Origin of the sequence: Cupriavidus agavae, assembly GCF_004217045.1 — a bacterium.
In the GTDB taxonomy this organism is placed as follows: Bacteria; Pseudomonadota; Gammaproteobacteria; order Burkholderiales; family Burkholderiaceae; genus Cupriavidus; species Cupriavidus agavae.
Genome location: NZ_SGXM01000010.1, coordinates 53,395 through 77,959, shown reverse-complemented (window position 1 = coordinate 77,959; position 24,565 = coordinate 53,395). Strand labels below are relative to the sequence as shown.

Annotated in this window: 23 protein-coding genes; 20 read left to right on the top strand and 3 right to left on the bottom strand. The window is 67.8% G+C overall.

Annotation, left to right across the window (positions count from 1 at the left end):
• Positions 1-124: 124 nt before the first annotated feature.
• From EV147_RS23205 to EV147_RS23170, 8 genes are read left to right on the top strand one after another with little or no spacing between them, the layout of a single operon-like run.
• On the top strand, positions 125-2,374 hold the full coding sequence (locus EV147_RS23205; protein WP_130393572.1) for an O-linked N-acetylglucosamine transferase family protein: 2,250 nt from the start codon (positions 125-127) through the stop codon (positions 2,372-2,374).
• Positions 2,371-3,141 (top strand): glucose-1-phosphate cytidylyltransferase, encoded by a 771-nt coding sequence (gene rfbF, locus EV147_RS23200; RefSeq protein WP_130393571.1) that lies wholly within the window; start codon positions 2,371-2,373, stop codon positions 3,139-3,141. Before EV147_RS23205 ends, rfbF begins: the two co-directional genes overlap by 4 nt.
• Positions 3,126-4,214: a CDP-glucose 4,6-dehydratase gene (gene rfbG / locus EV147_RS23195; protein ID WP_235844951.1), complete on the top strand. Its 1,089-nt coding sequence runs from the start codon at positions 3,126-3,128 to the stop codon at positions 4,212-4,214. The genes rfbF and rfbG overlap by 16 nt, the downstream gene beginning before the upstream one ends.
• Positions 4,211-5,452 (top strand): class I SAM-dependent methyltransferase, encoded by a 1,242-nt coding sequence (locus EV147_RS23190; RefSeq protein WP_130393570.1) that lies wholly within the window; start codon positions 4,211-4,213, stop codon positions 5,450-5,452. The genes rfbG and EV147_RS23190 overlap by 4 nt, the downstream gene beginning before the upstream one ends.
• Positions 5,449-6,003, top strand: coding sequence for a dTDP-4-dehydrorhamnose 3,5-epimerase (rfbC, locus tag EV147_RS23185; RefSeq protein ID WP_130393569.1), 555 nt, complete (start codon positions 5,449-5,451; stop codon positions 6,001-6,003). The genes EV147_RS23190 and rfbC overlap by 4 nt, the downstream gene beginning before the upstream one ends.
• A gap of 5 nt (positions 6,004-6,008) precedes the next feature.
• Positions 6,009-7,127, top strand: coding sequence for a DegT/DnrJ/EryC1/StrS family aminotransferase (locus EV147_RS23180; protein ID WP_235844944.1), 1,119 nt, complete (start codon positions 6,009-6,011; stop codon positions 7,125-7,127).
• A gap of 1 nt (position 7,128) precedes the next feature.
• On the top strand, positions 7,129-7,776 hold the full coding sequence (locus tag EV147_RS23175) for a GNAT family N-acetyltransferase (RefSeq protein ID WP_130393567.1): 648 nt from the start codon (positions 7,129-7,131) through the stop codon (positions 7,774-7,776).
• Complete coding sequence (locus EV147_RS23170) at positions 7,773-8,420, top strand: LbetaH domain-containing protein (protein WP_130393566.1); 648 nt, start codon at positions 7,773-7,775, stop codon at positions 8,418-8,420. The genes EV147_RS23175 and EV147_RS23170 overlap by 4 nt, the downstream gene beginning before the upstream one ends.
• Before the next feature lie 89 nt (positions 8,421-8,509).
• On the opposite strand, the gene fliE is transcribed toward EV147_RS23170, so the two are convergent.
• Positions 8,510-8,830: a flagellar hook-basal body complex protein FliE gene (gene fliE, locus EV147_RS23165; protein ID WP_130393565.1), complete on the bottom strand. Its 321-nt coding sequence runs from the start codon at positions 8,828-8,830 to the stop codon at positions 8,510-8,512.
• 362 nt (positions 8,831-9,192) lie between these two features.
• On the opposite strand from fliE, the gene fliF reads away from it, so the two are divergent.
• The 9 genes from fliF (at position 9,193) to EV147_RS23120 (ending at position 19,675) form a co-directional block, all read left to right on the top strand.
• Positions 9,193-10,884 carry a flagellar basal-body MS-ring/collar protein FliF gene (fliF, locus tag EV147_RS23160; protein ID WP_130393564.1) on the top strand — a complete coding sequence of 564 codons (1,692 nt, stop codon included), beginning with the start codon at positions 9,193-9,195 and terminating at the stop codon, positions 10,882-10,884.
• Positions 10,871-11,884 (top strand): flagellar motor switch protein FliG, encoded by a 1,014-nt coding sequence (gene fliG / locus EV147_RS23155; RefSeq protein WP_130393563.1) that lies wholly within the window; start codon positions 10,871-10,873, stop codon positions 11,882-11,884. Before fliF ends, fliG begins: the two co-directional genes overlap by 14 nt.
• Positions 11,871-12,710, top strand: a complete 840-nt coding sequence (gene fliH / locus EV147_RS23150) for a flagellar assembly protein FliH (RefSeq protein WP_130393562.1) — start codon at positions 11,871-11,873, stop codon at positions 12,708-12,710. The genes fliG and fliH overlap by 14 nt, the downstream gene beginning before the upstream one ends.
• The gene (gene fliI / locus EV147_RS23145; protein WP_130393561.1) at positions 12,703-14,175 is read left to right on the top strand and encodes a flagellar protein export ATPase FliI; all 1,473 of its coding nucleotides are present in this window, start codon (positions 12,703-12,705) and stop codon (positions 14,173-14,175) included. Before fliH ends, fliI begins: the two co-directional genes overlap by 8 nt.
• The gene (gene fliJ, locus EV147_RS23140; protein WP_130393560.1) at positions 14,168-14,629 is read left to right on the top strand and encodes a flagellar export protein FliJ; all 462 of its coding nucleotides are present in this window, start codon (positions 14,168-14,170) and stop codon (positions 14,627-14,629) included. Before fliI ends, fliJ begins: the two co-directional genes overlap by 8 nt.
• Positions 14,630-14,645: 16 nt before the next feature.
• Positions 14,646-16,139: a flagellar hook-length control protein FliK gene (locus EV147_RS23135; RefSeq protein WP_130393559.1), complete on the top strand. Its 1,494-nt coding sequence runs from the start codon at positions 14,646-14,648 to the stop codon at positions 16,137-16,139.
• A gap of 149 nt (positions 16,140-16,288) precedes the next feature.
• The gene (locus EV147_RS23130; RefSeq protein ID WP_130393558.1) at positions 16,289-17,293 is read left to right on the top strand and encodes an alpha/beta fold hydrolase; all 1,005 of its coding nucleotides are present in this window, start codon (positions 16,289-16,291) and stop codon (positions 17,291-17,293) included.
• 90 nt (positions 17,294-17,383) lie between these two features.
• A complete protein-coding gene (alkB, locus tag EV147_RS23125) occupies positions 17,384-18,043 on the top strand; it encodes a DNA oxidative demethylase AlkB (protein ID WP_130393557.1) in 660 nt (219 codons plus the stop codon).
• A gap of 144 nt (positions 18,044-18,187) precedes the next feature.
• Positions 18,188-19,675 (top strand): SLC13 family permease, encoded by a 1,488-nt coding sequence (locus tag EV147_RS23120; RefSeq protein ID WP_130393556.1) that lies wholly within the window; start codon positions 18,188-18,190, stop codon positions 19,673-19,675.
• Between the two features lie 16 nt (positions 19,676-19,691).
• Here EV147_RS23120 and EV147_RS23115 read toward each other — a convergent pair whose 3' ends face one another.
• Together EV147_RS23115 and EV147_RS23110 are read right to left on the bottom strand one after the other, a co-directional pair.
• Positions 19,692-19,949 (bottom strand): helix-turn-helix domain-containing protein, encoded by a 258-nt coding sequence (locus EV147_RS23115; protein ID WP_130393555.1) that lies wholly within the window; start codon positions 19,947-19,949, stop codon positions 19,692-19,694.
• 167 nt (positions 19,950-20,116) lie between these two features.
• Positions 20,117-20,821 carry a GntR family transcriptional regulator gene (locus EV147_RS23110; RefSeq protein ID WP_130393554.1) on the bottom strand — a complete coding sequence of 235 codons (705 nt, stop codon included), beginning with the start codon at positions 20,819-20,821 and terminating at the stop codon, positions 20,117-20,119.
• 165 nt (positions 20,822-20,986) lie between these two features.
• Here EV147_RS23110 and araD point away from each other — a divergent pair, with 165 nt between their 5' ends.
• From araD to EV147_RS23095, 3 genes are all read left to right on the top strand, one after another.
• On the top strand, positions 20,987-22,726 hold the full coding sequence (gene araD, locus EV147_RS23105) for an L-arabinonate dehydratase (protein WP_130393553.1): 1,740 nt from the start codon (positions 20,987-20,989) through the stop codon (positions 22,724-22,726).
• Between the two features lie 15 nt (positions 22,727-22,741).
• Complete coding sequence (locus EV147_RS23100; protein ID WP_130393552.1) at positions 22,742-23,461, top strand: ribonuclease activity regulator RraA; 720 nt, start codon at positions 22,742-22,744, stop codon at positions 23,459-23,461.
• Between the two features lie 99 nt (positions 23,462-23,560).
• Positions 23,561-24,529: a Bug family tripartite tricarboxylate transporter substrate binding protein gene (locus EV147_RS23095; protein ID WP_130393551.1), complete on the top strand. Its 969-nt coding sequence runs from the start codon at positions 23,561-23,563 to the stop codon at positions 24,527-24,529.
• Positions 24,530-24,565 lie beyond the last annotated feature (36 nt).

Genomic DNA, 24,565 nt, shown 5'->3' with positions numbered 1-24,565 from the left:
CTGCCTTTTGAAATAGCGCCAATTCCGGCCGGTTTTCCCGCCGTTGCCCGGCGGCGCCTCTTGTTAATGTGCTCTCCATCCTCGGCCCCATGCCGAGACAGCGTCAAACTGAGAGCACGACGTCATGAACAGAAAGGTAACGATTGACCCGACGCGCCGCACGCTACAGGCGGCGTGGACGGCCTACTACGCCGGCAACAATGCCGAGGCGCTGAAGCGCGCGCGCGCTGCCAAGCGCCTGGGCGCCGGCAATCCCGACCCCTACTATCTGGAAGCTCTCGCGCTTTCGGCCCTGAACCACAACGCCGAAGCACGCGAACTGGCGCAGGCCGGACGCAAGCGTTTTCCGCAGTACCACGGCTTTACCGGCATGCTGGGCACGCTGGAAGTCAACCTGGGCAACTTCCATGACGGCGTGGTCATGCTCAAGGAAGCGCTCGAACACCAGCCCGGCGCGGCCCACCTGTGGATGTCGCTGGGCAATGCCTACTTCTCGCTTGGCGAGTACGACGAGGCGCGCCTGGCGAATGCCCGGGCCGCCGAACTTCAGCCCAATGACGCCGCGGCGCTGGGCAACTACGCCGCCGCAGTGCGCGAATCGGGCTCGACCATCGAATCGATTCCGATCCTGCGCCGCGCCATCGCACTGGACCCGCTGCAGCGCGTCAACCGCTCGAACCTGCTGTTCTCGCTGCTTTATGACGAGCACGTCGGGGCGCAGGAACTGCGCCGCGAAGCCACGGACTGGGCCGAAACGCTTGCCCGCACGCCGGTCGATGCCCCCCCGATGCAGCCGAGCGAAGGCCACCGCATCCGGATTGGCGTCCTGTCGAACGACTTGCGCCGCCATGCGTGCGCCTATTACCTGATCCCGCTGCTGGCCAACCTCGATCGCGAGCGGTTCGAAGTCCACCTGTTCTCGCTCTCCGGCGTGACCGACAACGTCACCAGGAAGATCCAGCAGTACGCCGACAAGTTCCATGACGTCTTCGGCATGAACGAGCAGGCCGTGGTGCGCGCCGTGCGCGCCCAGCGCTGCGACGCGATGATCGACCTCGGCGGATACACCGGTGCGTCGCCGCTGCAGTACATGGTGCACCGCCTGGCGCCCGTACAGATCGCCTGGCTGGGCTATCCCAGCACCACCGGCATGAAGGAAGTGCAATACCGGATCACTGACATCATCGGAGATCCGGTCGGCTTCGAATCCAACTACACCGAGACGCTGCTGCGGGCGCCGCTGTTCTGCGCCTTCCACCCGCACGTCACGGCTCCGCTGGCGATCTACGAGCCACGCTACCGCGTGGTGCCGACGCCCGCGCTGCAGAACGGCTACATCACGTTCGGCTCCTGCAACCACATCGCCAAGCTCGGCCCCAAGACGATGCGGCTGTGGAGTGCGGTACTGGCGCGCTGCCCCGGCAGCAAGCTGCTGGTGGAGTCTGCCGGCGTGGAGCGCGCCACCGTCCGGGACATGGTCCTCAGACGCATGCAGGAGCACGGTATCGACACCGAGCGCGTGATCCTGGTGCCGCGCGACGGCGCGAACCAGTACGTGACGTACCACGGCATCGACATCGCCCTGGATACCGCGCCGGTCACGGGCGGCACCACCACCTGCGACGCCCTCTGGATGGGCGTGCCCGTGGTCACGCTGTCCGGCGACACGTTCCACCAGCGCGTGTCGGCGCCCTTCCTGCACATCACCGGCCTGAACGACCTGATCTGCGACACCGAGGAACGCTACGTCGAAGTGGCCTGCGCGCTGGCCGCCGATGTGCAGCAGCTCGACAACATCCGGCAGTCGCTCCGGCCGCAAGCCGAAGCGGGCCCCATGTTCGATGCCCCGGCCTTCGCCGGCTGGGTCGAGGACCAGCTCACCGAGATCTGCGCCGAGACCAAGCGCATTGCGCCGCGCACCGCGCCGCGCCAGGACGGCATCTTCTTTGGCGGCCGGCATTACACCGCCCAGGACCTGCTGATGTCCGTGGCCGCGCACATCCATCTTGGCGAGTGGAAGTCCGTCTACAACGTGCTCGAAAACCTGACGTCGACGTGGTACCGCCACTGGGCCGTGGCGTACGGCCTGGCCGAGTACAAGTATCACAACGGCGAGCCCGACCTGGCCATCGAGCTGCTCGTGGAAGCCATCGGCATGCGCCCGTACGCACTGGCGCTGTACCGCAAGCTGGCCCAGTGGCTGGCCGAGCGTGACCTGGACCGCTCCGCGCTGGCCGCCCTGCTCGAAGAGCAGTTTGGCCTGACGCTGGCCGCGCTCGAAGCCTCGCCCGCACCCAATGTCTTCGAGACGCTGGGCCTGGAACTGCCGGGCGCCGCCGTGGCCACCCGCACCGATGAAGAGGTCAACGCATGAAAGCCGTCATCCTGGCCGGTGGCCTGGGCACCCGCATCTCCGAGGAATCGCACCTGCGCCCCAAGCCGATGATCGAGATCGGCGGCAAGCCGATTCTCTGGCACATCATGAAGATGTACTCGGCCCACGGCGTGAACGAATTCGTGATCTGCCTGGGCTACAAGGGCTACGTCATCAAGGAATACTTCGCCAACTACTTCCTGCACATGTCCGACGTGACGTTCGACATGCGCGAGAACCGCATGGCCGTGCACCAGCGCAAGGCCGAGCCGTGGAGCGTGACGCTGGTGGACACCGGCGAGGATTCTATGACCGGCGGCCGCCTGCGCCGCGTGCGCGAGTACCTGACGCCCGGTGAGACGTTCTGCTTCACGTACGGCGACGGCGTGGCCGACATCGACATCAGCCGCGAGATCGCCTTCCACCGCTCGCAGGGCCGCCGCGCCACCGTGGCCGCCGTGCAGCCGCCGGGCCGTTACGGCGCGCTGGAGCGCGAGAACGACCGCGTCATCAGCTTCAAGGAGAAGCCGCGCGGCGATGGCAACTGGATCAATGGTGGCTTCTTCGTCCTGGAACCCGACGTCATCGACCTGATCGAGGACGACAGCATCGCCTGGGAGGAAGCGCCGATGCGCGCGCTGGCAAATGCCGGCCAGATGGCTGCCTTCGAGCACCGCGGCTTCTGGCAGCCGATGGATACGCTGCGCGAGAAGAACATGCTGGAAGAACTCTGGCAAACCGGCAAGGCACCGTGGAAGATCTGGTAAACCGCGGCGCCGCCGGCACCTTTGCCGCTTACCGTGGCAGGCGGGTCTTCATCACCGGCCACACCGGCTTCAAGGGCGCGTGGCTGGCGCTGCTGCTGGCACGCGCCGGCGCCCGCGTCAGCGGCTACGCACTGTCCCCGGCCACCACGCCGGCCCTGTTCGATGCCGCCGGCGTGGCGCCGGTACTGGCCGCCCACACCGTTGGCGACGTGCGCGACGCCGCCACGCTGGCGCAGGCCATGCAAGCCGCCGAGCCCGAGATCGTCTTCCATCTGGCCGCCCAGCCGCTGGTGCGCGCGAGCTACCGCGATCCGGCGCTGACGTGGTCGACCAACGTGATGGGCACCGTGAACGTGCTCGATGCCGTGCGCGCTTGCCCATCGGTGCGCGCCGTCATCGTGGTCACCACCGACAAGTGCTACGACAACAAGGAATGGCTCTGGGGCTATCGGGAAACCGATCCGCTGGGCGGCCATGACCCGTACAGCGCGAGCAAGGCCGGCACCGAACTGGTGGCCGCCAGCTACCGCAAATCATTCCTGGCCGAGCGCGGCGTACTGCTGGCCACCGCGCGAGCCGGCAACGTGATTGGCGGCGGAGACTGGTCCGAGGACCGGCTGATCCCCGACGCCGCCCGCGCCGCGGCCGCGGGCCGCGCGCTGGAAATCCGCAGCCCGCACGCCACGCGCCCGTGGCAGCACGTGCTCGAAGCGCTGCATGGCTATCTGCGGCTCGGCAACCGGCTGCTTGACGGCGATGCGGCGCTGGCCGACGCCTTCAACTTCGGGCCGGAGCCGCGCGACAACGTTTCCGTGGCCACCGTGCTCGGCGGCCTGCAGGCGCACTGGCCCGAGCTGCAATGGGCGCACTGCCCGCCGCCCGGCGCCGCCCCGCACGAGGCCCGCAACCTGTATCTGGACGCCGCGCGCGCGCACACCCTGCTGGGCTGGGCGCCGCGCTGGACGCTGGACGAAGCACTGGCCGCCACGGCGCAGTGGTATCGCACCGTGCAGTTCGCACCGGGCCAGGCCCGTGCCATCACCGAACAACAAATCGAGCAATTCTGCGCATGAACGCTCCCGCTAACGCCCACTGCCGCGCCTGCGGCACGCCGCTGACCCAGACCATGGTCGATCTCGGCCTGTCGCCGGTCTCCAATGCCTTCATCCGGCCCGAGCACATCGCGCAGGGCGAGATGTTCTATCCGCTGCATGCGATGGTGTGCGACGCCTGCTGGCTCGTGCAACTGCGCGACGCCACGCCGGCCGAGACGCACTTCCACGACGACTACGTCTATTTCTCGTCGTTCTCGACCTCGTGGCTCGAACACGCGCGCCGCTACGTGGAGGCGATGACCGCGCGCTTCGGCCTCGGCAAGCAGAGCCGTGTCATGGAGCTGGCCAGCAACGACGGCTACCTGCTGCAGTACTTCCACCAGGCCGGCGTGCCGTGCCTGGGTGTGGAGCCGTCGGCCAACACCGGCGAGGCCGCCCGCGCCAAGGGCATCGACAGCCGCGAACTGTTCTTCGGCGAGCGCACGGCCCGCGCGCTGTGCGTGGAAGGCTGGCAGGTGGATCTGCTGCTCGGCAATAACGTGCTGGCGCACGTGCCGGACATCAACGATTTCGTGGGCGGCATGCCGATCGTGCTGAAGCCCGAGGGCGTGATCACGCTGGAGTTCCCGCACCTGCTGCGCCTGCTGGAGCAGAACCAGTTCGACACGCTGTACCACGAGCACTATTCCTACCTGTCGCTGACCGCGCTGGTGCCGATCCTGGCACGCGCCGGGCTGCGCGTGTTCGATATCGAACACCTGCCCACGCATGGCGGCAGCCTGCGGATGTTTGCCTGCCACCAGAACGCGAGCCACGTGGCCACGCCGGCCGTGCAGGCCTGCCTGGACGAGGAAGCGCGTGGCGGCCTGGCATCGACCGAGCGCTACGCCGCGTTTGCGGAGGGCGTACGCCGCGCCCGCATCGACCTGCTGGCCTTCCTGATCGACGCCCGCCGCCAGGGCAAGCGCGTGGCGGCCTATGGGGCGGCCGCGAAGGGCAATACGCTCCTGAACTACTGCGGCATCGATACCGACCTGATCGAGTACGTGGTGGACCGCAATCCGGCCAAGCAGAACAAGCTGCTGCCCGGCTCGCGCATCCCGGTGCTGGCGCCCGAGGCCATCGACGCGCGGCGCCCCGACTACGTGGTGATCCTGCCGTGGAACCTGCGTGACGAGATTGCCGAACAGCTGGCGCATATCCGCCAGTGGGGCGGCAAGTTCGTCGTGCCGATCCCGCATGTGGAGTGCCTGTGAAATTCATCGGCACCGATATTCCGGGCGTCCACCTGGTGCAGCCGGAGCCGCTGCGCGACGAGCGCGGCTACTTCGCGCGTACCTGGTGCGCGCAGGAATTCGCCGACCACGGCCTCAATCCGGCGCTGGTCCAGTGCAACGTGTCTTTCACCGCGCAGCGCGGCACGTTGCGCGGCATGCATTACCAGACCGCGCCGCACGCCGAGGCCAAGCTGATCCGCGTACTGCGCGGGCGCATCCACGACGTGCTGCTGGACCTGCGCGAAGGCACGCCCGGCTTTGGCCGGTGGCAGGCGTTCGAACTGGACAGCGGCAACGCCACGATGCTCTACGTGCCGGAAGGCGTGGCGCACGGCTTCGTCACGCTGGCCGACAACACCGAGATGTTCTACCAGATGTCCACCGGCTACAGCGGCGCCCACGCCGCCGGCGTGCGGTGGAACGATCCGGCATTCAAGATCCAATGGCCGCTCGACAACCCCCGGTTATCGCCGCGCGACCAGCAACACCCCCTGTGGAACCAACCAACTGATTGTGGAGACCTGAAATGATTCCGATGTTCAAACCGCTCATCGAGGCCGAGGAAATCCAGGCCAGCCGCGAAGCCCTGGAACTGGGCTGGCTGGGCATGGGCAGCTACGTGTCCGCATTCGAAGAGGAAGTCAAGAAGGTCATCGGCAACGACAACAAGTACGTGGCCGCACTGAGCACCGGCACTGCCGGCCTGCACGTGGGCCTGCTCGTCGCCGGCGTGGGTCCGGGCGACGAAGTGATCGTGTCGTCGTTCAACTGCTCGGCGGACTTCCAGGTCATCACCCAGGTCGGCGCGGACATCGTTTTCTGCGACTGCGAGGACGATACGCTGTGCATCGACCTGAAGGCTGCCGAGAAGCTGGTGACGCCGCGCACCAAGGCCATCATCGTGATGGACTACGACTGCCTGCTGTGCGACCACGACGAAGTGGCCGCATTTGCCAAGCGCCACAACATCCGCGTGATCCATGACGCCGCCCACTCGTTCGGCTCCTACTACAAGGGCAAGCCGGTCGGCAGCTTCTCGGACATCACCGTGTTCAGCCATGACCCGGTCAAGACCGTGACCTGCCTGGACGGCGGCACGATCGTGGTCAGCTCGCCGGAAGACCTCAAGCTGGTGCACGAACTGCGCCTGCTTGGCATGCAGCAGCCGGCCGCCGTGATGTACAAGAACCAGCGCGCGTGGACGTTCGATGTCGAGCGCGTGGGCTTCCGTTACCACATGATCAACATGCACGGCGCCGTGGGCCTGGCCCAGATCCGCAAGCTGCCGGTCATCGCCGAATCGCGCCGCACCGCGTGCAAGGAATACAGCCGCCTGCTGGCCGGCATCGCACAGGTGCGTACGCCGAAGGCATCGTTCGAGGAAGTGAACCCGTTCCTGTACTACATCCGCGTGCCGGAAGCCCACCGCGACAACCTGCGCGCCTGGCTCAAGGAGAACGGCGTGGACACCGGCATCCACTGGCAGCCGGGCCACTGGTTCTCGCTGTGGAAGGATTGCAAGGCGGGGGACCTGTCAGTGACCAACCGCGTCGGCAAGGAAATCCTCTCGCTGCCGCTTTACTCCAAGATGGACCTGGCGATCGTGGCCGAGGTGGCCGCCAAGGTGCGCCAGTATTTCGAAACGCAGGTGTGACATGAGCGAACAGTCCTTCGGGCGCGCCCTGATCGCCGGGATCAAGGGCAGCGCGTCAACCAACCGCGTGTCGCTTTCGATCCCCGTCGGACGGCCGGTGCGCGCCATGCTGCGGCCCATCCCCACGCGGGAAGGCTGCATCTCCCAGATCGATCTCGAACTGCTCAGCGAGTGGCGCAACCGCTACGTGAAGTCGTTCCTGACCGAGTTCGTGGCGCATGCCACGCGCACGGAACGCTGGCTCGTCGATTACGTCCACGCCAACCCGTCCAAGCTGCTGTTCATGGTGGAAGACCTGGACGGCAAGCCGCTGGGGCACATCGGCATCGACTTCATCGACTGGGAAACCGGTTACGGTGAAGCCGACGCCATCGTCAGCGGCGGCGATTCGCCGCGCGGCCTGATGAAGGAAGCGCTGCGCACCATGCTGCAATGGGCCGAGGATCAGCTCGGGCTGACGCGGCTGGCCGTGCGGGTCCGCTCGGACAACACCGCGCTGGAGTTCTACCGCAAGGTTGGCTTCGTGGAGCAGAAGCGCGTGCCCCTGAACGTCGAGCGCACCGAGCACATGGTGCGCTGGTACGAGGACCCCGCCCTGAGCAACGCGGCGGCGTCCCTGGTGTACATGGACTACCACGCGCCGGCATGAACCTGATTGGAACCGATCGTTCCGGGCTGGTCAGCTACGTCAACGCGCAGCTGACCAACTATTTCCCGGATGGCGCGGACTGCCGCCCCACCATCGACCGCTACATCGACCATGCGCTGGCGCGAACCGGTCCCTGCGTGGACGCCGTGCGCATGTGGCGGCCCGGCCAGTTCAGCTACCTGCACTCCAGCCAGTACTGCACGTTCCTGTACTACCTGTCGAACTGCATCTGGCGCGACAAGGGCGACCTGAACGTTGCCACCAAGCTGTTCCTGCTGAACAAGGCGCTCAACGCCATCGACATGTTCTACGAGGTGGAGCTGCCCGAGGTCTTCCTGATCGGCCACTCGGTAGGCATCGTGCTGGCCAAGGCCACCTACGGCAACTACCTGGTGCTGTACCAGAACTCGACGGTCGGCAAGAACCATGGCGTCGCGCCCGTGATCGGCGACGGCGTGGTGATGTACCCGAACACGGCCATCATCGGCCGCAGCCATGTGCGCGACGGCTCCGTGGTGGCGCAGGGCGTCAGCGTGGTGAACCGCGATACGCCGGGCAACTGCCTGGTCTACAGCGGCCAGGCCGGCGATCTGCTCTGCAAGCCCGCCCGCGAGCGGGCCGCCGAGGAGTACTTCCGGCTCTGAGCCACCCCCAGCCTGCCTTCAGATGGAAAAAAGGCCATGCCGCTTGCCCAGCGGCATGGCCTTTTCGCCATTTTCGGAACGCGTCGGTATCAGACCGGCATGTTCATCATTTCCTGGTACGCGGCGGCCAGGCGGTTACGCACCTGCACGGCGGTCTGGAACGAGATGTTGGCTTTCTGCATGTCGATCATGACGTCGTTGAGCGCCACGCCGGGCTTGCCCAGTTCGAACGCCTCGGCCTTTCCGTAGGCGGATTCCTGGGTGGCGTTCAGGCGCTGCAGCGATTTCTGCAGTTCGCCGGAGAAGCCTCCGGCAACGGCCGTGGAGGCCTGGCTGGTGGTGCCGCCGCCAGCTGCCTGCGCCAGTCCGCGCAGTTGCTGGAGCATGCCTTCGATCGAGGAAATGGACATGGCTATCAGTAGTTGGAGGATTCGGTAACAGGCAAAAAGTGGCGAAATCATCGCCCACCGCCCTGTTTCAGCCCTCGCAATGTACCGGCGGCCTGCCTCCAACCAAAGGATGAATTCGGGGGGAAACCTTCCGCTATTCAGCCAATTGTCCTTCCGCCTTCTGACCGATGATCGCTACCGTGCCGGATCTGGCGGTTCGTGGCGTATTGCCCGTCCCGCCCACGGCACAAGGAACATCAACTATCGCGGGGAGTGCGCGTGTTTTGTCAGCAGCGTAATGTGAGCCGTGCCGGAATGATTAACGGCAGCCGAGGCCAGAATGGCAAGGGCAGGGTATGCCCGGCCCAGCCGGAGATGCGCGCATGAACGCGGCAGCTACCCTGCCCGCCGGCGGCGCGGCCGTGCTCGAGAAGCTCAAGGCCAATCCGCGCCTGCCCCTGATGCTGGGCGGCGCCGCGCTGGTTGCCGCCATCGCCGTGGGCGTGATGTGGTCGCGCCAGCCCGACTACAAGGTCCTGTACACCAACCTGTCCGAGCGTGACGGCGGTGCCGTGATCCAGGCACTGCAGCAGGCCAACGTGCCGTACAAGTTCGCCGAAGGCGGCGGTGCGGTCATGGTGCCGGCCGACAAGGTGCACGAGACGCGCCTGCGCCTGGCCAGCCAGGGCCTGCCCAAGAGCGGTACCACGGGCATGGAACTGATGGACAACCAGAAGTTCGGCATCAGCCAGTTTGCCGAGCAGGTCAACTACCAGCGCGGCCTGGAAGGCGAACTCGCCCGTTCGATCGAATCGATCGGTTCGGTACAGTCGGCCCGCGTGCACCTGGCCATCCCCAAGCCCACGCTGTTCGTGCGCGAGCGCCAGAAGCCCACCGCCTCGGTGGTGCTGCAGCTGTACCCGGGCCGGGCCGTCGATGAAGGCCAGGTGGCCGCCATCACGCACCTGGTGTCGTCGAGCGTGCCGGAACTGACGCCGAAGTCGATCTCGATCGTCGACCAGCACGGCAACCTGCTCTCGGGCAGCAGCGACCGCTCGATGGACGCCACGCAGCTCAAGTTCGTGCAGCAGGTGGAGCAGAGCTACGTCAAGCGCGTGGAGTCGATCCTGGCCCCGATCCTCGGCAAGGACAACGTCCACGCCCAGGTCACCGCCGACGTCGATTTCTCGTCGGTCGAGCACACCGACGAGAGCTTCAAGCCGAACCAGGACCCCACCCGCGCCGCCATCCGCAGCCAGCAGACCAGCGAGTCGAACCAGCAGGGCGGCTCCGCCGTGGGCGGCGTGCCGGGCGCGCTGTCGAACCAGCCGCCGGCCGCCGCCGTGGCCCCGGTGACCACGCCGCAGCCGCCGCGCCAGCCGGGCCAGCCCAATCCGCCGGCCCAGGCCAACCAGCAGGGCCAGGCCACGCAGACGGCCGAGAAGACCGGCCCGAGCAGCAGCCGCCGCGACGCCACCACCAACTACGAGCTGGACCGCTCCGTGCGCCACATCCAGCAGGCACCGGGTGGCGTGAAGCGCCTGTCGGTGGCCGTGGTCGTGAACTACCGCTCGAAGCTCGACGCCAAGGGCAAGCCGGTGACCGAGGCGCTGTCGGCCAAGGAACTGGCCCAGATCGAGAACCTGACCAAGGAAGCGATGGGCTTCTCGGCCGATCGCGGCGACTCCCTGAACGTGGTCAACAGCCCGTTCACCGCCGAGAACAACAAGGAACCGGAACTGCCGCTCTGGAAGCAGCCGCAGATGATCGACCTGGCCAAGACCGGCGTCGGCTACCTGCTGCTGGCCCTGCTGGCCGTGTTCCTGTGGTTCAAGGTGGCGCGTCCGGTGCTGCGCAAGTACACCGCGCCGCCGGTACCCGCCCTGGCGGAATCCACCGACGGCACCACCGCGGAAGCCGTGCTGCTGCCGCCGGAAGAGGAAACCAATCCGGAAGTGCTGCGCCTCGCCGCGAAATACGAAAGCGATCTCGCCCTGGTGCGCGACGCCGCGCAACGCGACCCGCGCCTGGTCGCCAGCGTAATCAAGACCTGGATGGCAAATGACGAAGGCTAACAAGGGAACGCCCGACAAGGGCGTGCAGAAGAGCGCCATCCTGATGATGGCCGTGGGCGAGGACGCCGCCGCCGAAGTCTTCAAGCACCTGTCGCCGCGCGAGGTACAGCAGCTCGGTTCGGCCATGGCCGGCCTGAATGCGGTGACCCGCGAGGAAATGGCCGAGGTGCTGGCCGAGTTCCGCGGCGAGACCGAGCAGTATCTGGCACTCAACGTCGACTCCAGCTCGTTCATCAAGAGCGTGCTGAACAAGGCGCTGGGCGAGGAACGTGCGCTGTCGGTGATCGAGGACATCCTCGAATCGCGCGATCCGGGCGGCGGCATCGATTCGCTGAACTGGATGGACGCCACCTCGGTGGCCGAGCTGATCAAGGACGAGCACCCGCAGATCATCGCCACGATCCTGATCCACCTGGACCGCCAGAAGTCGTCCGAGGTGCTGGGCTTCTTCACCGAACGCCTGCGCAACGACGTGATCCTGCGTATCGCCACGTTTGGCGGCGTGCAGCCGGGCGCGCTGCAGGAGCTGACCGACGTGCTGACCAAGCTGCTGGCCGGCCAGAGCCTGAAGCGCAGCCGCATGGGCGGCGTGCGCACGGCGGCCGAGATCATCAACCTGATGAGCACGGCCCACGAGGAAGCGGTGATCGACGGCGTGCGCACGCACGACGCCGACCTGGCCCAGAAGATCATCGACGAGATGTTCCTGTTCGAGAACCTGCTGGAAATCGACGAACGCGGCATCCAGCGCGTGCTCAAGGAAATCGCCACCGAATCGCTCATCGTCGCGCTCAAGGGCGCGCAGCAGGAACTGCGCGACAAGTTCATCCGCAACATGTCGACGCGTGCCGGCGAGATGCTGCGCGAGGACCTCGAAGCGCTGGGTCCGGTGCGTGTGTCGCAGGTCGAGGCCGAACAGAAGGCCATCCTGCAGGTGGTGAGACGCCTGGCCGAGTCCGGCGAAATCCAGATTGGCGGAGGAGACGATGCCTACGTTTGAACGCGGCTTTGCCGCCGGCCGGGGTCCCGGCCGTGGCGACCCCGGCTTCTTCGGCGCGCCCGGCGCGCCCGAGGGCACCGGCGAACCCTCGAACCCGCTCGCCCGGGACGATGGCTTCAAGAGCTTCGAGCGCCCCGCGCCCGGCCGCATGGACGGCGACGCGTGGAAGCGCTGGCAGATGGAATCGCTCGATCCGCGCGACCGGCTCCGCAAGGTGCTGGAAGCCCAGATCCCCGTGGAACCGGCTCCGCCGCCCGCCATCGACTTTGCCGCCCTCGACGCGATGCGCGAAGGCGCCCGCAAGGAAGGCTACGCGCAGGGCTACAGCCAGGGCCAGACCCAGGGCTATGGCGACGGCCACCGTGAAGGTTATGCGCGCGGCCTGGAAACCGCCCGCAACGAAGCGGCCCGCCTGCAGGAGCTGGCCGGCAACTTCCGCGACGCGCTGGGCCAGGTCGATGCCGAGATCTCCGACGCGCTGATCGGCCTGGCGCTCGACGTGGCTCGCCAGCTCGTGCGCAAGACGCTCGACCTCGACCCCGCCGCGCTGGTGCCTGCCGCCCGCGAACTGATCAACGCCGAGCCGCCGCTGGCCGGCGCGCCGTGCCTGCTGCTGAACCCGGCCGACGTGGAACTGGTGGAGATGCACCTGAAGGGTGAACTGCAGGCCGCCGGCTGGACCGTGCGCGCCGACGACACCGTGGCACGCGGCGGCTGCATCGCCAGCGCCGCCAGCGGCGAGCTTGACGCCACGCTGGCCACGCGCTGGGAGCGCGTGATCAAGGCCATGGGCCGCAACGATCCGTGGGAGCCGCCCCATGCATGACGCGCAAGCTGGCGCCCCGGCCGCCCCGGCGGCACCGATTCCGCCCGCCACCACCGCCGCATTGCACACGGGCCGCTGGCGCGAGGCGCTGGCATCGGCCTCGACCAGCATCGAGGAAGTCGACAGCAAGCGTACCTGCGGCCGCCTGACGCGCGCCGCCGGCCTGGTGCTCGAAGCAGTGGGCCTGCGCATGCCCGTGGGCAGCGACTGCCTGATCGAACTGCCCGCCGGCCAGCACTCGCATGGCGGCCCGCGCACGGCCGAAGCCGAAGTCGTGGGCTTCGGCGCCGACCGTTTGTTCCTGATGCCGCAATCCGACGTGGCCGGCCTGGTGCCGGGCGCGCGCGTCTATCCGCTCGAACCGTCGCCGCTGCCCAAGGGCGTGAGCGCGCCGCGCGAGCCGGGCTCGAAGCGCCTGCCGGTGGGCGATGGCCTGCTCGGGCGCGTGCTCGACGCCGCCGGCCGTCCGCTCGATGGCCTCGGCCCGATCACCGCCGCCAGCGAGGTGCCGCTGTCCGGCGCCCAGATCAATCCGCTGATGCGCGCCCCGATCGAGACCGTGCTCGATACCGGCGTGCGCGCCATCAACGGCATGCTGACCGTGGGCCGTGGCCAGCGCATGGGCCTGTTCGCGGGCTCGGGCGTCGGCAAGTCGGTGCTGCTCGGCATGATGGCCCGCTACACCAACGCCGACGTGATCGTGGTGGGCCTGATCGGCGAGCGCGGCCGCGAAGTGAAGGAATTCATCGAGAACATCCTCGGCGAGGAAGGCCGCAAGCGCTCGGTCGTGGTAGCCGCCCCGGCCGACTGCTCGCCGCTGCTGCGCATGCAGGGCGCCGCCTATGCCACGCGGCTGGCCGAGTATTTCCGCGACAAGGGCCAGCACGTGCTGCTGATCATGGACTCGCTGACCCGTTACGCAATGGCCCAGCGCGAGATTGCGCTGGCCATCGGCGAACCGCCCGCCACCAAGGGCTATCCGCCCTCGGTGTTCGCCAAGCTGCCCACGCTCGTCGAGCGCACCGGCAACGGCCCCGAAGGCGGCGGCTCGATCACCGCGTTCTATACGGTGCTGACCGAAGGCGACGACCAGCAGGACCCGATCGCCGATTCCGCGCGCGCCATCCTCGACGGCCACATCGTGCTGTCCCGGAGCCTGGCCGAAGCGGGCCACTACCCAGCCATCGACGTGGAAGCGTCGATCAGCCGTGCCATGACCGCACTGATCGAGCCGCCGCAGTTTGCCTCCGTACGGCGGTTCAAGCAGCTGATGTCGCGCTACCAGCGCAACCGCGACCTGATCAGCGTCGGCGCCTATGTGCCCGGCAACGATCCGGAGCTCGATCTCGCGATTCGCCTGCACCCGCGCATGGAAGCCTTCCTGCAGCAGGACATCCACGAGCGCGCCGGGTACGACGCCTCGATCGCCCAACTGCACGCGACCCTTGGAGTGAACCATGTCTAAGAACTCGCCGTTGACCACCCTGGCCGATCTGGCCCAGGACAGCACGGACAAGGCCGCCCGTGAACTGGGCCGCCTGCAGGGGCTGCGCACGCAGGCCGAGCAGCAGCTCAATGCGCTGACCGAGTACCGGCACGAGTACCGCGCCCGCATGCAGGCGATTGCCGCCGAAGGCATGACGTCGAGCCGCTGGCACGATTTCTCGCGCTTCCTGGACTCGCTCGACCACGCCATCCGCCAGCAGACCTCGGCGCTGGCCAAGGCCGAGGCCGACCTCGTGGCCGGCCGCGTCGACTGGCAGACCCAGAAGCGCCGCCAGAACTCGTTCGACACGCTGATCACGCGCGCCGAAGTGCGCGAGCAGCAGGTTGCCACGCGCCGCGAACAACGCGCCAACGACGAATACGCCGCCCGCATCACGCGCACGGCCCGCCAGCCGGCGACCGGCCAGAACTGAACCTGCCCAACCCACGATGATCGATATCAGCCAGATTGCCGGCAATGCCGCCGCCGCCCTGTCCAACCTGAAGTCGCCGGACCCCGCGCGCGGCAACGACGCGAACCTGTTCCAGGAAACCCTGTCGCGCGCCCGCCAGGACAACCAGGCCGCCACCACGGCGGTCAAGGTGCCGGCGAAGGACGGCAAGCAGGCCGAAGCCGGCAAGAACGGCAAGGGCGGCCATGATGCCGCCGCGCAGAAGCCCGCCGACAAGGCCCAGGCCAGCCCGAACAACGCGCTGCCGAAGCAGGACACCGGCAAGGTAGCGAAGTCCGACGGCTCCGCGAAGGATGCCGGCGCGCAGGACACGTCGGACGCGAAGGACGACGCCACCGCCTCGGCCGATGCCGCCGCCGTGGCTGCCGCGCTCGCCGCCGCCGCACTGCTTGCCCCCCTGCCGACGCCGCAACCGGCCAACCAGGCCGCCGGCGCTGCCGATGCCACCGCGCTCGCCGGCCTGCCGGCGCTGCCGGGCCAGCCCGCCCCGGCCGTTGCCACCGCCGCGCCGCTCGTCGCCACGCCTGCCGCAGCCGCCGATGCCGCCGCCGACGCCGCCGCACTGCAGGCCCAGGCCGATGCGAACAAGCCCGCCGGCATCGTCACCGAAGCCCCCAAGGGTTCGGTGCCCAACGTCGCCGATACGCTGGCGCTGATCGCCCAGCAACGCGCGGCCCTGCAGAACAACACGCCAACCGCCGCCGACAAGCTCGCCGCCGCGGCCACGGCCGCCACGCCGCCGGCCACGCAGAACGCCGGCGGCCAGGGCGCCGGCCAGCAGCAGGCCAACCTCGGCCAGTCGGGCCAGCCGGCGCTGCCGCAGGGCGATGTCCAGGCCACCCAGACCGCGCCGTCGGCCACGCCGTTCGCGGCCGCCCAGGCCAGCGTCCGCACCGGCGAAGCTGCCGACACCGGTGCCACCAATGCCAGCAGCGCCGCGACGATGGCTTCGGCACTGGCCGCGCAGAGCGCGACGCAGCATGCCAGCGCCAGCGCCGCCACCGCCGCTGCCCGCGCGGCCATCGCGCCGCATATGGCCGACAGCCAGTGGTCGCAGGCGCTCGGCCAGCAGATGGTGCGCCTGTCCACGCAAGGCGCGCAGACCGCCGAACTCGATCTCAACCCGCCCAACCTCGGCCCGCTCAAGGTGGTGCTGAACGTGGTCAACGACCAGGCCCAGGCCCAGTTCGTCTCGCCGCACCAGGCCGTGCGCGCCGCCGTGGAAGCCGCGCTGCCGCAACTGCGTACGTCGATGGCCGAAGCCGGCATCCAGCTCGGCCACACCTCGGTGGGCGCCGACAGCTTCGCCCAGGCCGGCAACAACGGCCAGCAGCAGCAGCAACCGCAACGCCAGTCCGGCAACGGTTTCGGCCAGGCCATGGGCTTCGGCAGCGAGCCGGCTGCCCCGGCACCGGCCACGCCGCGCGCTCCCCGCGTGCTGGCGCGCGGTGAAGTGGATACGTTTGCCTGATGCACTGACACGTCTTCCACGCCCGCCTTCCTGGCTCCCCTCTCCCGCCGTACAGACATACGTACCGGAGAGGGGCGCAAACCCCGGAACTTCCCCACCCTCGCCATGGTCAGTCGTGCGACACCTTCGTCACACGCCCTCCTCCGACCATGCGCCAACTCCGCCCCCTGCTGTTTGCCGCGCTCACGCTGACCGCATCCTTCGCCAGCGCCGCCGACGATGTCCCTGCCTACGGCCCCGAGCTGGAAGGCTTCGACTACCCCTATCCGGTCCAGCACTACAAGTTCACCTCGCAGGGCCAGCCGCTGCAGATGGCGTTCATGGATATCCAGCCGCAACAGCCCAACGGCCGGACCGTGGTGCTGCTGCACGGCAAGAACTTCTGCGGGGCAACCTGGCAGGAAACCATCCGCCAGCTTGGCGGCGCCGGCTACCGCGTGATCGCCCCGGACCAGGTCGGCTTCTGCAAGTCGACCAAGCCCGCCCACTATCAGTACACGTTCCAGCAGCTCGCGCGGAACACCCATGACCTGCTGGCCTCAATCGGCGTGCGCGACGTGACCGTGATGGGCCACTCCACCGGCGGCATGCTGGCGATGCGCTACGCGCTGATGTACCCCGCGGAAACGAAACAGCTGGTGCTGGTGAACCCGATCGGGCTCGAAGACTGGAAGGCCAAAGGTGTGCCTTCACTCTCCGTGGACCAGTGGTACACCCGCGAACTGGCCACCACGGCCGACAAGGTGCGCAACTACGAGCGGAACACCTACTACGGCGGCCAGTGGAAGCCCGAGTACGAGATCTGGGTCAGGATGCTGGCCGGCATGTACCAGGGCCCCGGCAAGCCGGCCGTGGCGTGGAATTCGGCCCTGCTCTACGACATGATCTATACCCAGCCGGTGGTCTACGAAATGGGCGCCATCAAGGCCCCGACGCTGCTGATGATCGGCCTGACCGACACCACGGCCATCGGCAAGGACCTGGCCCCGCCCGAGATCCGCCCGACGCTGGGCCGCTACCCGGAACTCGCCAGGCTCACGGCCAAGGCCATCCCGAACACCACGCTGGTGGAATTCCCCACACTCGGCCACGCACCACAGATGCAGGACCCGAAGGGTTTCCACCGGGCGTTGCTGGAGGGGTTGGGGAAGTAGGGGGCACTTCCTTCGCAGTGGCAGGACCGTGGCTCGCTTGATATGCCAGCGATGGCGCAAAAATCGTTACCATGCCTGCCAGGAATCCGCATGACCTTCGACCTCTTCGATCCCCTCCCGCCTGACGCCGACGTGCCGGCCAGCGAGCCTCTTGGCCCCGGCGCCGTGGTGCTGCGGGCCTTTGCCAGGGAAGTCGCCCCCTCGCTGCTCGCGGCGGTGGGCGAAGTCAGCGCAAGCTCACCGTTCCGGCATCTGGTGACGCCGGGCGGGCTGCGGATGTCGGTGGCGATGACCAATTGCGGGGAGCGCGGATGGGTGTCGGACCGGACCGGATACCGGTATGACGCGCTCGATCCGGAATCGGGTCGGCCCTGGCCAGTGATGCCGACGTCATTTCTCGATCTGGCGGTGCGGGCCGCCGACGCCGCCGGATACCCTGCGTTCGCCCCCGATGCGTGCCTGATCAACCGATATCTGCCCGGTACCCGCCTTTCGCTCCATCAGGACCGGGACGAACTCGACCTGCGGGCGCCGATCGTCTCGGTATCGCTGGGGCTGCCGGCGGTGTTCCTGTGGGGCGGGCTGCGGCGTGCGGACCGGCCGGCGCGGGTAAGGCTGGCGCATGGCGACGTGGTGGTGTGGGGCGGGCCGTCGCGGCTCGTGTTCCATGGCATCGCGCCATTGGCGGCAGGTGACCACCCACTCACCGGCCGCGAGCGCATCAACCTGACGTTCCGCAAGACTCGTTAGCCAGCGGCACCAGGGCGGCCCCTCGTCGCCGCAGTTGCCTGCAACGTAAGACAACCCTACGATAGCGGCTCAGATGGCGGCTCAGTCGCGCCGCTCATAAAAACACCGGTCCCATGCGGCCGGGACCAGACGAGACAACACCCGATGTCAGCCACTCCCGGCCGTGCCGACGCACGTCCCGACCTCCCGGACAACCCGCCCACACCGCCCGTCCCGCCAGCGCCGCCGCCCAGGCCCGCGCCGCTGGCCGGCAATCCGCGCGATTCGGTGCGTGCGGCGCTGCTGATCGGCGCGTGCATTGGCGCGGTGTGGCTGGCCGGCACCGCGCTGCATGCGCCGCCCGCGCTGATCTGGGCGGCCGCGCTGGTGCTGTCCACAGTCTGTTGCTGGGCGGTCGGCGTGCTGCCCGAGCCCACCGCCACGCTGCTGTTCTTCCTGTGCGCCGTGGTCTTCCATATCGCGCCGCCTACCGTGGTGTTCTCGGGCTTCACGTCCACGGCATGGTGGCTGATGTTCGGCGGTGCGGTGACCGGGGTGGCGCTGCGCAACACCGGGCTGGCGCTGCGGCTGGCCGACATCATCTTCCACAAGCGTGTGGGCACTTACCCCCAGGTCATTGCAACAGTGGCGGGCAGTGCCGTGGGGCTGGCGTTCCTGATGCCGTCCACCACGGGGCGCGTGCTGCTGCTGATGCCGATCGTGCTGGCGCTGTCGGACCGGCTGGGCTTCGCGCCGGGATCGAACGGCCGCATCGGCATGGTCATGACCGTGGCGTTGGCCAGCTACATGCCGCCCACCACGATCCTGCCCGCCAACATCCCCAACAGTGTGCTGCTGGGCGCGGCGAATTCGCTGTACCACATCAACCTGAGCTACGGCAGCTACCTGCTGCTGCATTTCCCGGTGCTTGGCGCGCTGAAGACCGTGGTGCTGATCTGGATGATCTGCAAGCTGTTTCCGGAAAAAGGGCCGATGGCGCCGCAACCGGCCACGGTGCGCACCGCCATGGGCGCGCAGGAGCGCGTGCTGGCGGTGATCTTGGCGCTCGCCGTGGCCGGGTTCGCCACCGACGCGTGGCACGGTATCTCGCCGGCGTGGATCTCGCTGGCGGCCTGCATCATCTGCCTGCTGCCGGGCGTGGGGCTCGTGCCGCCCAAGGCGCTGGCCGAGCAGGTGCATCTGGTGCCGCTGATCTACGTGGCGGGGTTTCTCGGGCTCGGCGCGGTGGTGGAATCCACCGGCCTCGGCAGCGCCATCAGTGCGGGGCTGCTGCAAGTGCTGCCGCTCGCGCCGGGCCAGACGGCGGCCAATGTCGGCACGATCGGGGCGATGGGCGCCGTGCTGGGCCTGCTGTCCACGCTGCCCGCGCTGCCGGCCGTGCTCACGCCGCTGGCGCGCGACCTGGCCACGGCCACGGGGCTGCCGCTGGAATCGGTGCTGATGCTGCAGGTGCCGGTCTTCTCGACCGTGTTCTTCCCGTACCAGTCTCCGCCCATCGTGATCGCGATGCAGCTCGGTGGCGTGGGATTGCGCCACGGCACGCGACTGTGCCTGGCGATGGCGGCGGTCACGCTGGTGGTGCTGCTGCCGCTGGACTATGTCTGGTGGAAACTGCTCGGCTATCTGCCCTGACCGGGGTCAGCCCGTCCTACCAGTCGAGCTTCTCCAGCAACTTGTCACGCACGGCGCGCGGCTCGATCACGAGGTCGAGCTCGTAGGCGCCGAGCAGCGCCAGCAACTGGGCCACGCTGATCGTGTCGGGGTTCAGTTCCATATGGGAGACGCGGCTCTGGCTGATGGCCAGCCGCGTGGCAGCCTCGGCCTGGGTCAGGCCCGCGATCTTGCGCGCGCCCTGGAGTACTTGCCCCAGTTGGTCGCTGGTAGTAATCGTGACTCTGGCTGACATCGCAGGCTACCGGAAAGTAAACATCCTGCAATCTATCAATCCTGGCTGCTGATCGACAAATTCTCTGCAAGTGTTTTGATCGCCAACGCTCGCAATACCCACCGGATAGGTAGATCGGGACCGGGACGTTGCCAAAATCAAACGCCCGGCCGGTTCCGCGCCGGAAATTACCGCAGGTAGTCGCGATAGCGGGATCGTATTTCGTCCACGTTGGCGAGCGTCCCCGACAGATGCTGGCGCAGGGCGGCCTCGGCCTGGTCCGGATGGGCGGAGGCAATGGCGTCGACGATGGCCTTGTGGTCGCGCAGCACCGCGTTGGCCTTGCCGGGAATCGGCAGGTGCAGCCGGCGCAGGCGGTCCAGATGGCCGCTTTGCCGGCGCACCAGCGCGAAAAGGTCGGGCACGGCGGCCGCCTCGTACATCTGGCGATGGAAAAGCTGGTCGTTGGCGGTGAACTCGGCCAGGTCGTTCAGTTCCAGCATGTGCTGCTGGCGCGTGACCGTGGCGCGCAGACGCTCGACCAGCCCCGCGTCGGCGGCGGCGGCCAGCGTTCGGACGATCTCCAGTTCCACCGAACGGCGCAGGAAATGCGCCTGCCGCGCCAGTGCCACGTCGATGCGGCTCACCCGCGTGGCGTGCTGCGGAAAGACATCGACCAGCCCCTCCTCGGCCAGCCGCATCAGCGCGTCGCGCACCGGCGTCTGGCTGATGCCGTAGTGCAGCGCCAGCTCCGGGCGCGACAGCACCGTGCCGGGCGGCAGCACCAGCGACAGGATCTGGTCGCGCATGTGCTCGAACACCTGCGGCGCCGCCTGGCGCGTGCGGTCGAACTGGAAATGTGACGAGGAAGGGTTGGGAAGCGTGGCTGCCATCGGAGTGAGCGAGGATATTGGGCGCGATTCTAGCCGAAACGCCCCGGGAATCTGCTGCGTTGACGTACTAATATATTAGTGCTTTAATTCCCGAACCAGTAGTCGTCGTACAACCGCAAAGGTGGCGACGGCCGCGATGCAGGTTTCACGGTGGAAGAGACAACCATGACGGCACAGAAGAAAACGCCGGACCAGCTGCGCAGCGCGCGCTGGTTCGCCCCGGACGACCTCCGCTCGTCCGGGCACCGCTCCCGGATCATGCAGATGGGCTACGCGCCCGATGAATGGATGGGCAAGCCGCTCATCGCCATCATCAACACCTGGTCCGACATCAACCCGTGCCACGCGCACTTCAGGCAGCGCGTGGAAGACGTCAAGCGCGGCATCCTGCAGGCCGGTGGGTTCCCCGTGGAGCTGCCGGCCATTTCCTTGTCCGAAAGCTCGGTCAAGCCCACCACCATGCTGTACCGCAACCTGCTCGCCATCGAGACCGAGGAACTGATCCGCTCCCACCCGATCGATGGCGCCGTGCTGATGGGCGGCTGCGACAAGACCACGCCGGGCCTGCTGATGGGTGCCACCAGCGCCGGCGTGCCGGCCATCTATGTGCCCGCCGGGCCGATGCTGCGCGGCAACTACAAGGGCCAGGTGCTCGGTTCGGGCTCCGACGCCTGGAAGTTCTGGGACGAGCGCCGCGCCGGCAACATCAGCAAGACCGAGTGGATCGGCATCGAGGGTGGCATTGCGCGCAGCCACGGCACCTGCATGACCATGGGCACGGCCAGCACGATGACGGCCATTGCCGAAACCATCGGCATGACGCTGCCGGGCGCGTCGTCGATCCCGGCGGCCGACGCCAACCACATCCGCATGTGCTCCGAGGCCGGACGCCGCATCGTCGGCATGGTCTGGGAAGACCTGACGCCGGCGCGCATCCAGACCCGTGCCTCGTTCGAGAACGCGATTGCCGTGGCCATGGCCATGGGCTGCTCCACCAACGCGATCATCCACGTCATTGCGATGGCGCGCCGCGCCGGCCACGACATCGGCCTCGACGATTTCGACCGCGCCAGCCGCCACGTGCCCGTCATCGCCAATATCCGGCCCAGCGGCGACAAGTATCTGATGGAGGATTTCTTCTACGCGGGCGGCCTGCCGGCGCTGATGACGCGCATCCGCGACAAGCTCCGGCTCGACGCCCTGACCGTCACGGGCCGCACGCTCGGCGAGAACATCGCCGGGGCCGAGGTGCACAACGACGACGTGATCCGCACCTGCGAGAACGCGCTGTACCAGGAGGGCGCGCTGGCCGTCCTGCGCGGCAACATCGCCCCCGATGGCTGCGTGATCAAGCCCAGCGCCTGCGAACGCCGCTTCTTCAGGCACACCGGGCCGGCACTGGTGTTCGACGACTACCCGTCGATGAAGGCTGCCGTCGAGAACGAGGATCTCGACGTCACCGCCGACCACATCCTGATCCTGCGCAACGCCGGCCCCCAGGGCGGCCCCGGCATGCCGGAGTGGGGCATGCTGCCGATCCCGAAGAAGCTCGTGAAGCAGGGCGTGCGCGACATGCTGCGGATGTCCGATGCCCGCATGAGCGGCACGAGCTATGGCGCCTGCATCCTGCACGTGGCCCCCGAGGCGTACGTGGGCGGTCCGTTCGCGCTGGTCCGCACCGGCGACCTGATCTCGGTCGACATCGACCAGCGCAGCATCCACCTGGAAGTATCCGACGAGGAACTGGCCGCACGCCGCGCGGCATGGACGCCCCTGCCCCCGCGCTACATGCGCGGCTACGGCTACATGTTCTCGAAGCACGTGCGGCAGGCCAACGACGGCTGCGATTTCGACTTCCTGCAAACCGACTTTGGCGACGCCGTGGGCGAGCCGAGCATCTACTGACACCGAGGCCCTCCCATGACCGAACTCAGCCCCGCCCTGCGTGACGCCCTGAAGACCGTCAGCACCGCCACGCTCTGCACGGCACTGTTCAAGCGCGGCCTGCGCAACCAGTTCATCCAGGATGTGCGTCCGCTGCAGGCCAACCCCGGCAACATGGTCGGCCAGGCATTCACGCTGCGCTACATCCCGGCGCGCGAGGACCTGAACCCGATCACCGTGTTCCAGGACGCCAACCATCCGCAGCGCCAGGCCATCGAGCAATGCCCGCCGGGCGCGGTACTGGTGATCGACAGCCGCAAGGACGCCCGCGCGGCGTCTGCCGGCTCGATTCTCGTCACGCGGCTGATGCAGCGCGGCGGCGCCGGCATCGTCACCGATGGCGGTTTCCGCGATTCGCCCGAGATCGCACAGATGGCCATGCCCGCGTATCACCATCGGCCTTCGGCACCGACCAATCTCACGTTGCACCAGGCGCTCGAATTCAACGTGCCGATCGGCTGCGGTGATGTGGCCGTGTTCCCCGGCGATGTCATCGTGGGCGATGGCGAGGGCGTGGTCGTCATCCCCCAGCACATGGCCGAGGAAATTGCAGCGGAGGCCGTGGAAATGACGGCCTTCGAGGATTTCGTTACCGAGGAAGTGCAGAAAGGCCGCTCGATCATCGGACTGTACCCGCCGACGACGGAGCAGGCGAAGGAGGATTTTGCGGTGTGGAGGAAAGAGAAGGGGCGGTGAGTTTTCACACACTCCTTGTTTTCTCCCCCAACCCCTCTCCCGCCTTGCGGGCGAGGGGGGCAAACCAAAAAGCAGTGCACACACAAGCAGGAGACACCCATGACCCAAACCACCCGCACCCTCGCCGCCATTGCCCTCGCCGCCTTCACCCTCACCGCTCACGCCCAGGGTGAATGGCCGGCCAAGCCCGTCACGATCATCGTCCCCTTCACCCCTGGCGGCGGTACCGATATCGGCACGCGGCTCGTGGCGCAGCGGCTGTCGCAGTTGTGGAGCCAGCCGGTGGTGGTGGACAACCGCCCCGGCGCGGCCGGCAACGTGGGGCTGGAACTGACCTCGCGCGCCAAGCCGGACGGCTACACGCTCGTGGCCGGCAACGTGGGCACGCAGTCGATCAACCCGTTCCTGTACAAGAAGCTCAACTACAAGCCGGACAGCTTCGTGCCGGTCTCGCTGATGGCCGAACTGCCGTTCGCGCTGGTGGTCACGCCGGGCCTGCCGGCCAAGACCCCGAAGGAACTGGTGGCGCTGGCCAAGGCCAAGCCGGGCAAGCTCACGTTCGCCAGTTCGGGCACCGGCGGCTCGCCGCACCTGTCCGGCGAGATCTTCAAGGCCGCCACCGGCACCGACATGCTGCACGTGCCGTACAAGGGCGGCGGCGCGGCGATGACCGACCTGATGGCGGGCAACGTCGACATGCTGTTCGCGTCGATCCTGGAAACCACGGGCCATGTGAAGGCCGGCAAGCTGCGCGCGCTGGCCGTGACGGGCACCGTGCGCTCGCCGTCGATGCCCGATGTGCCCACGCTGGCCGAGGCCGGCATCCAGAACGCCGAGTCGGGCTCGTGGGTGGGCCTGCTGGCGCCGGCCGGCACGCCCAAGGAGGTGGTGGACAAGATCGCGGCCGACGTGAAGAAGGTGGTGGCCATGCCAGACGTGAAAAAGCAGCTCGTGGAACAGGGCGCGATTCCCGTGGGCAGCACGCCGCAGGAGTTCGCGCAGATCATCGCCAATGACCGCAAGCGGTACGCAAGGATCATCGCCGATAATCACCTGAGCGCGGACTGACGCGCCCCAGGACTGGCATTCGCCCTCCCAGAACAA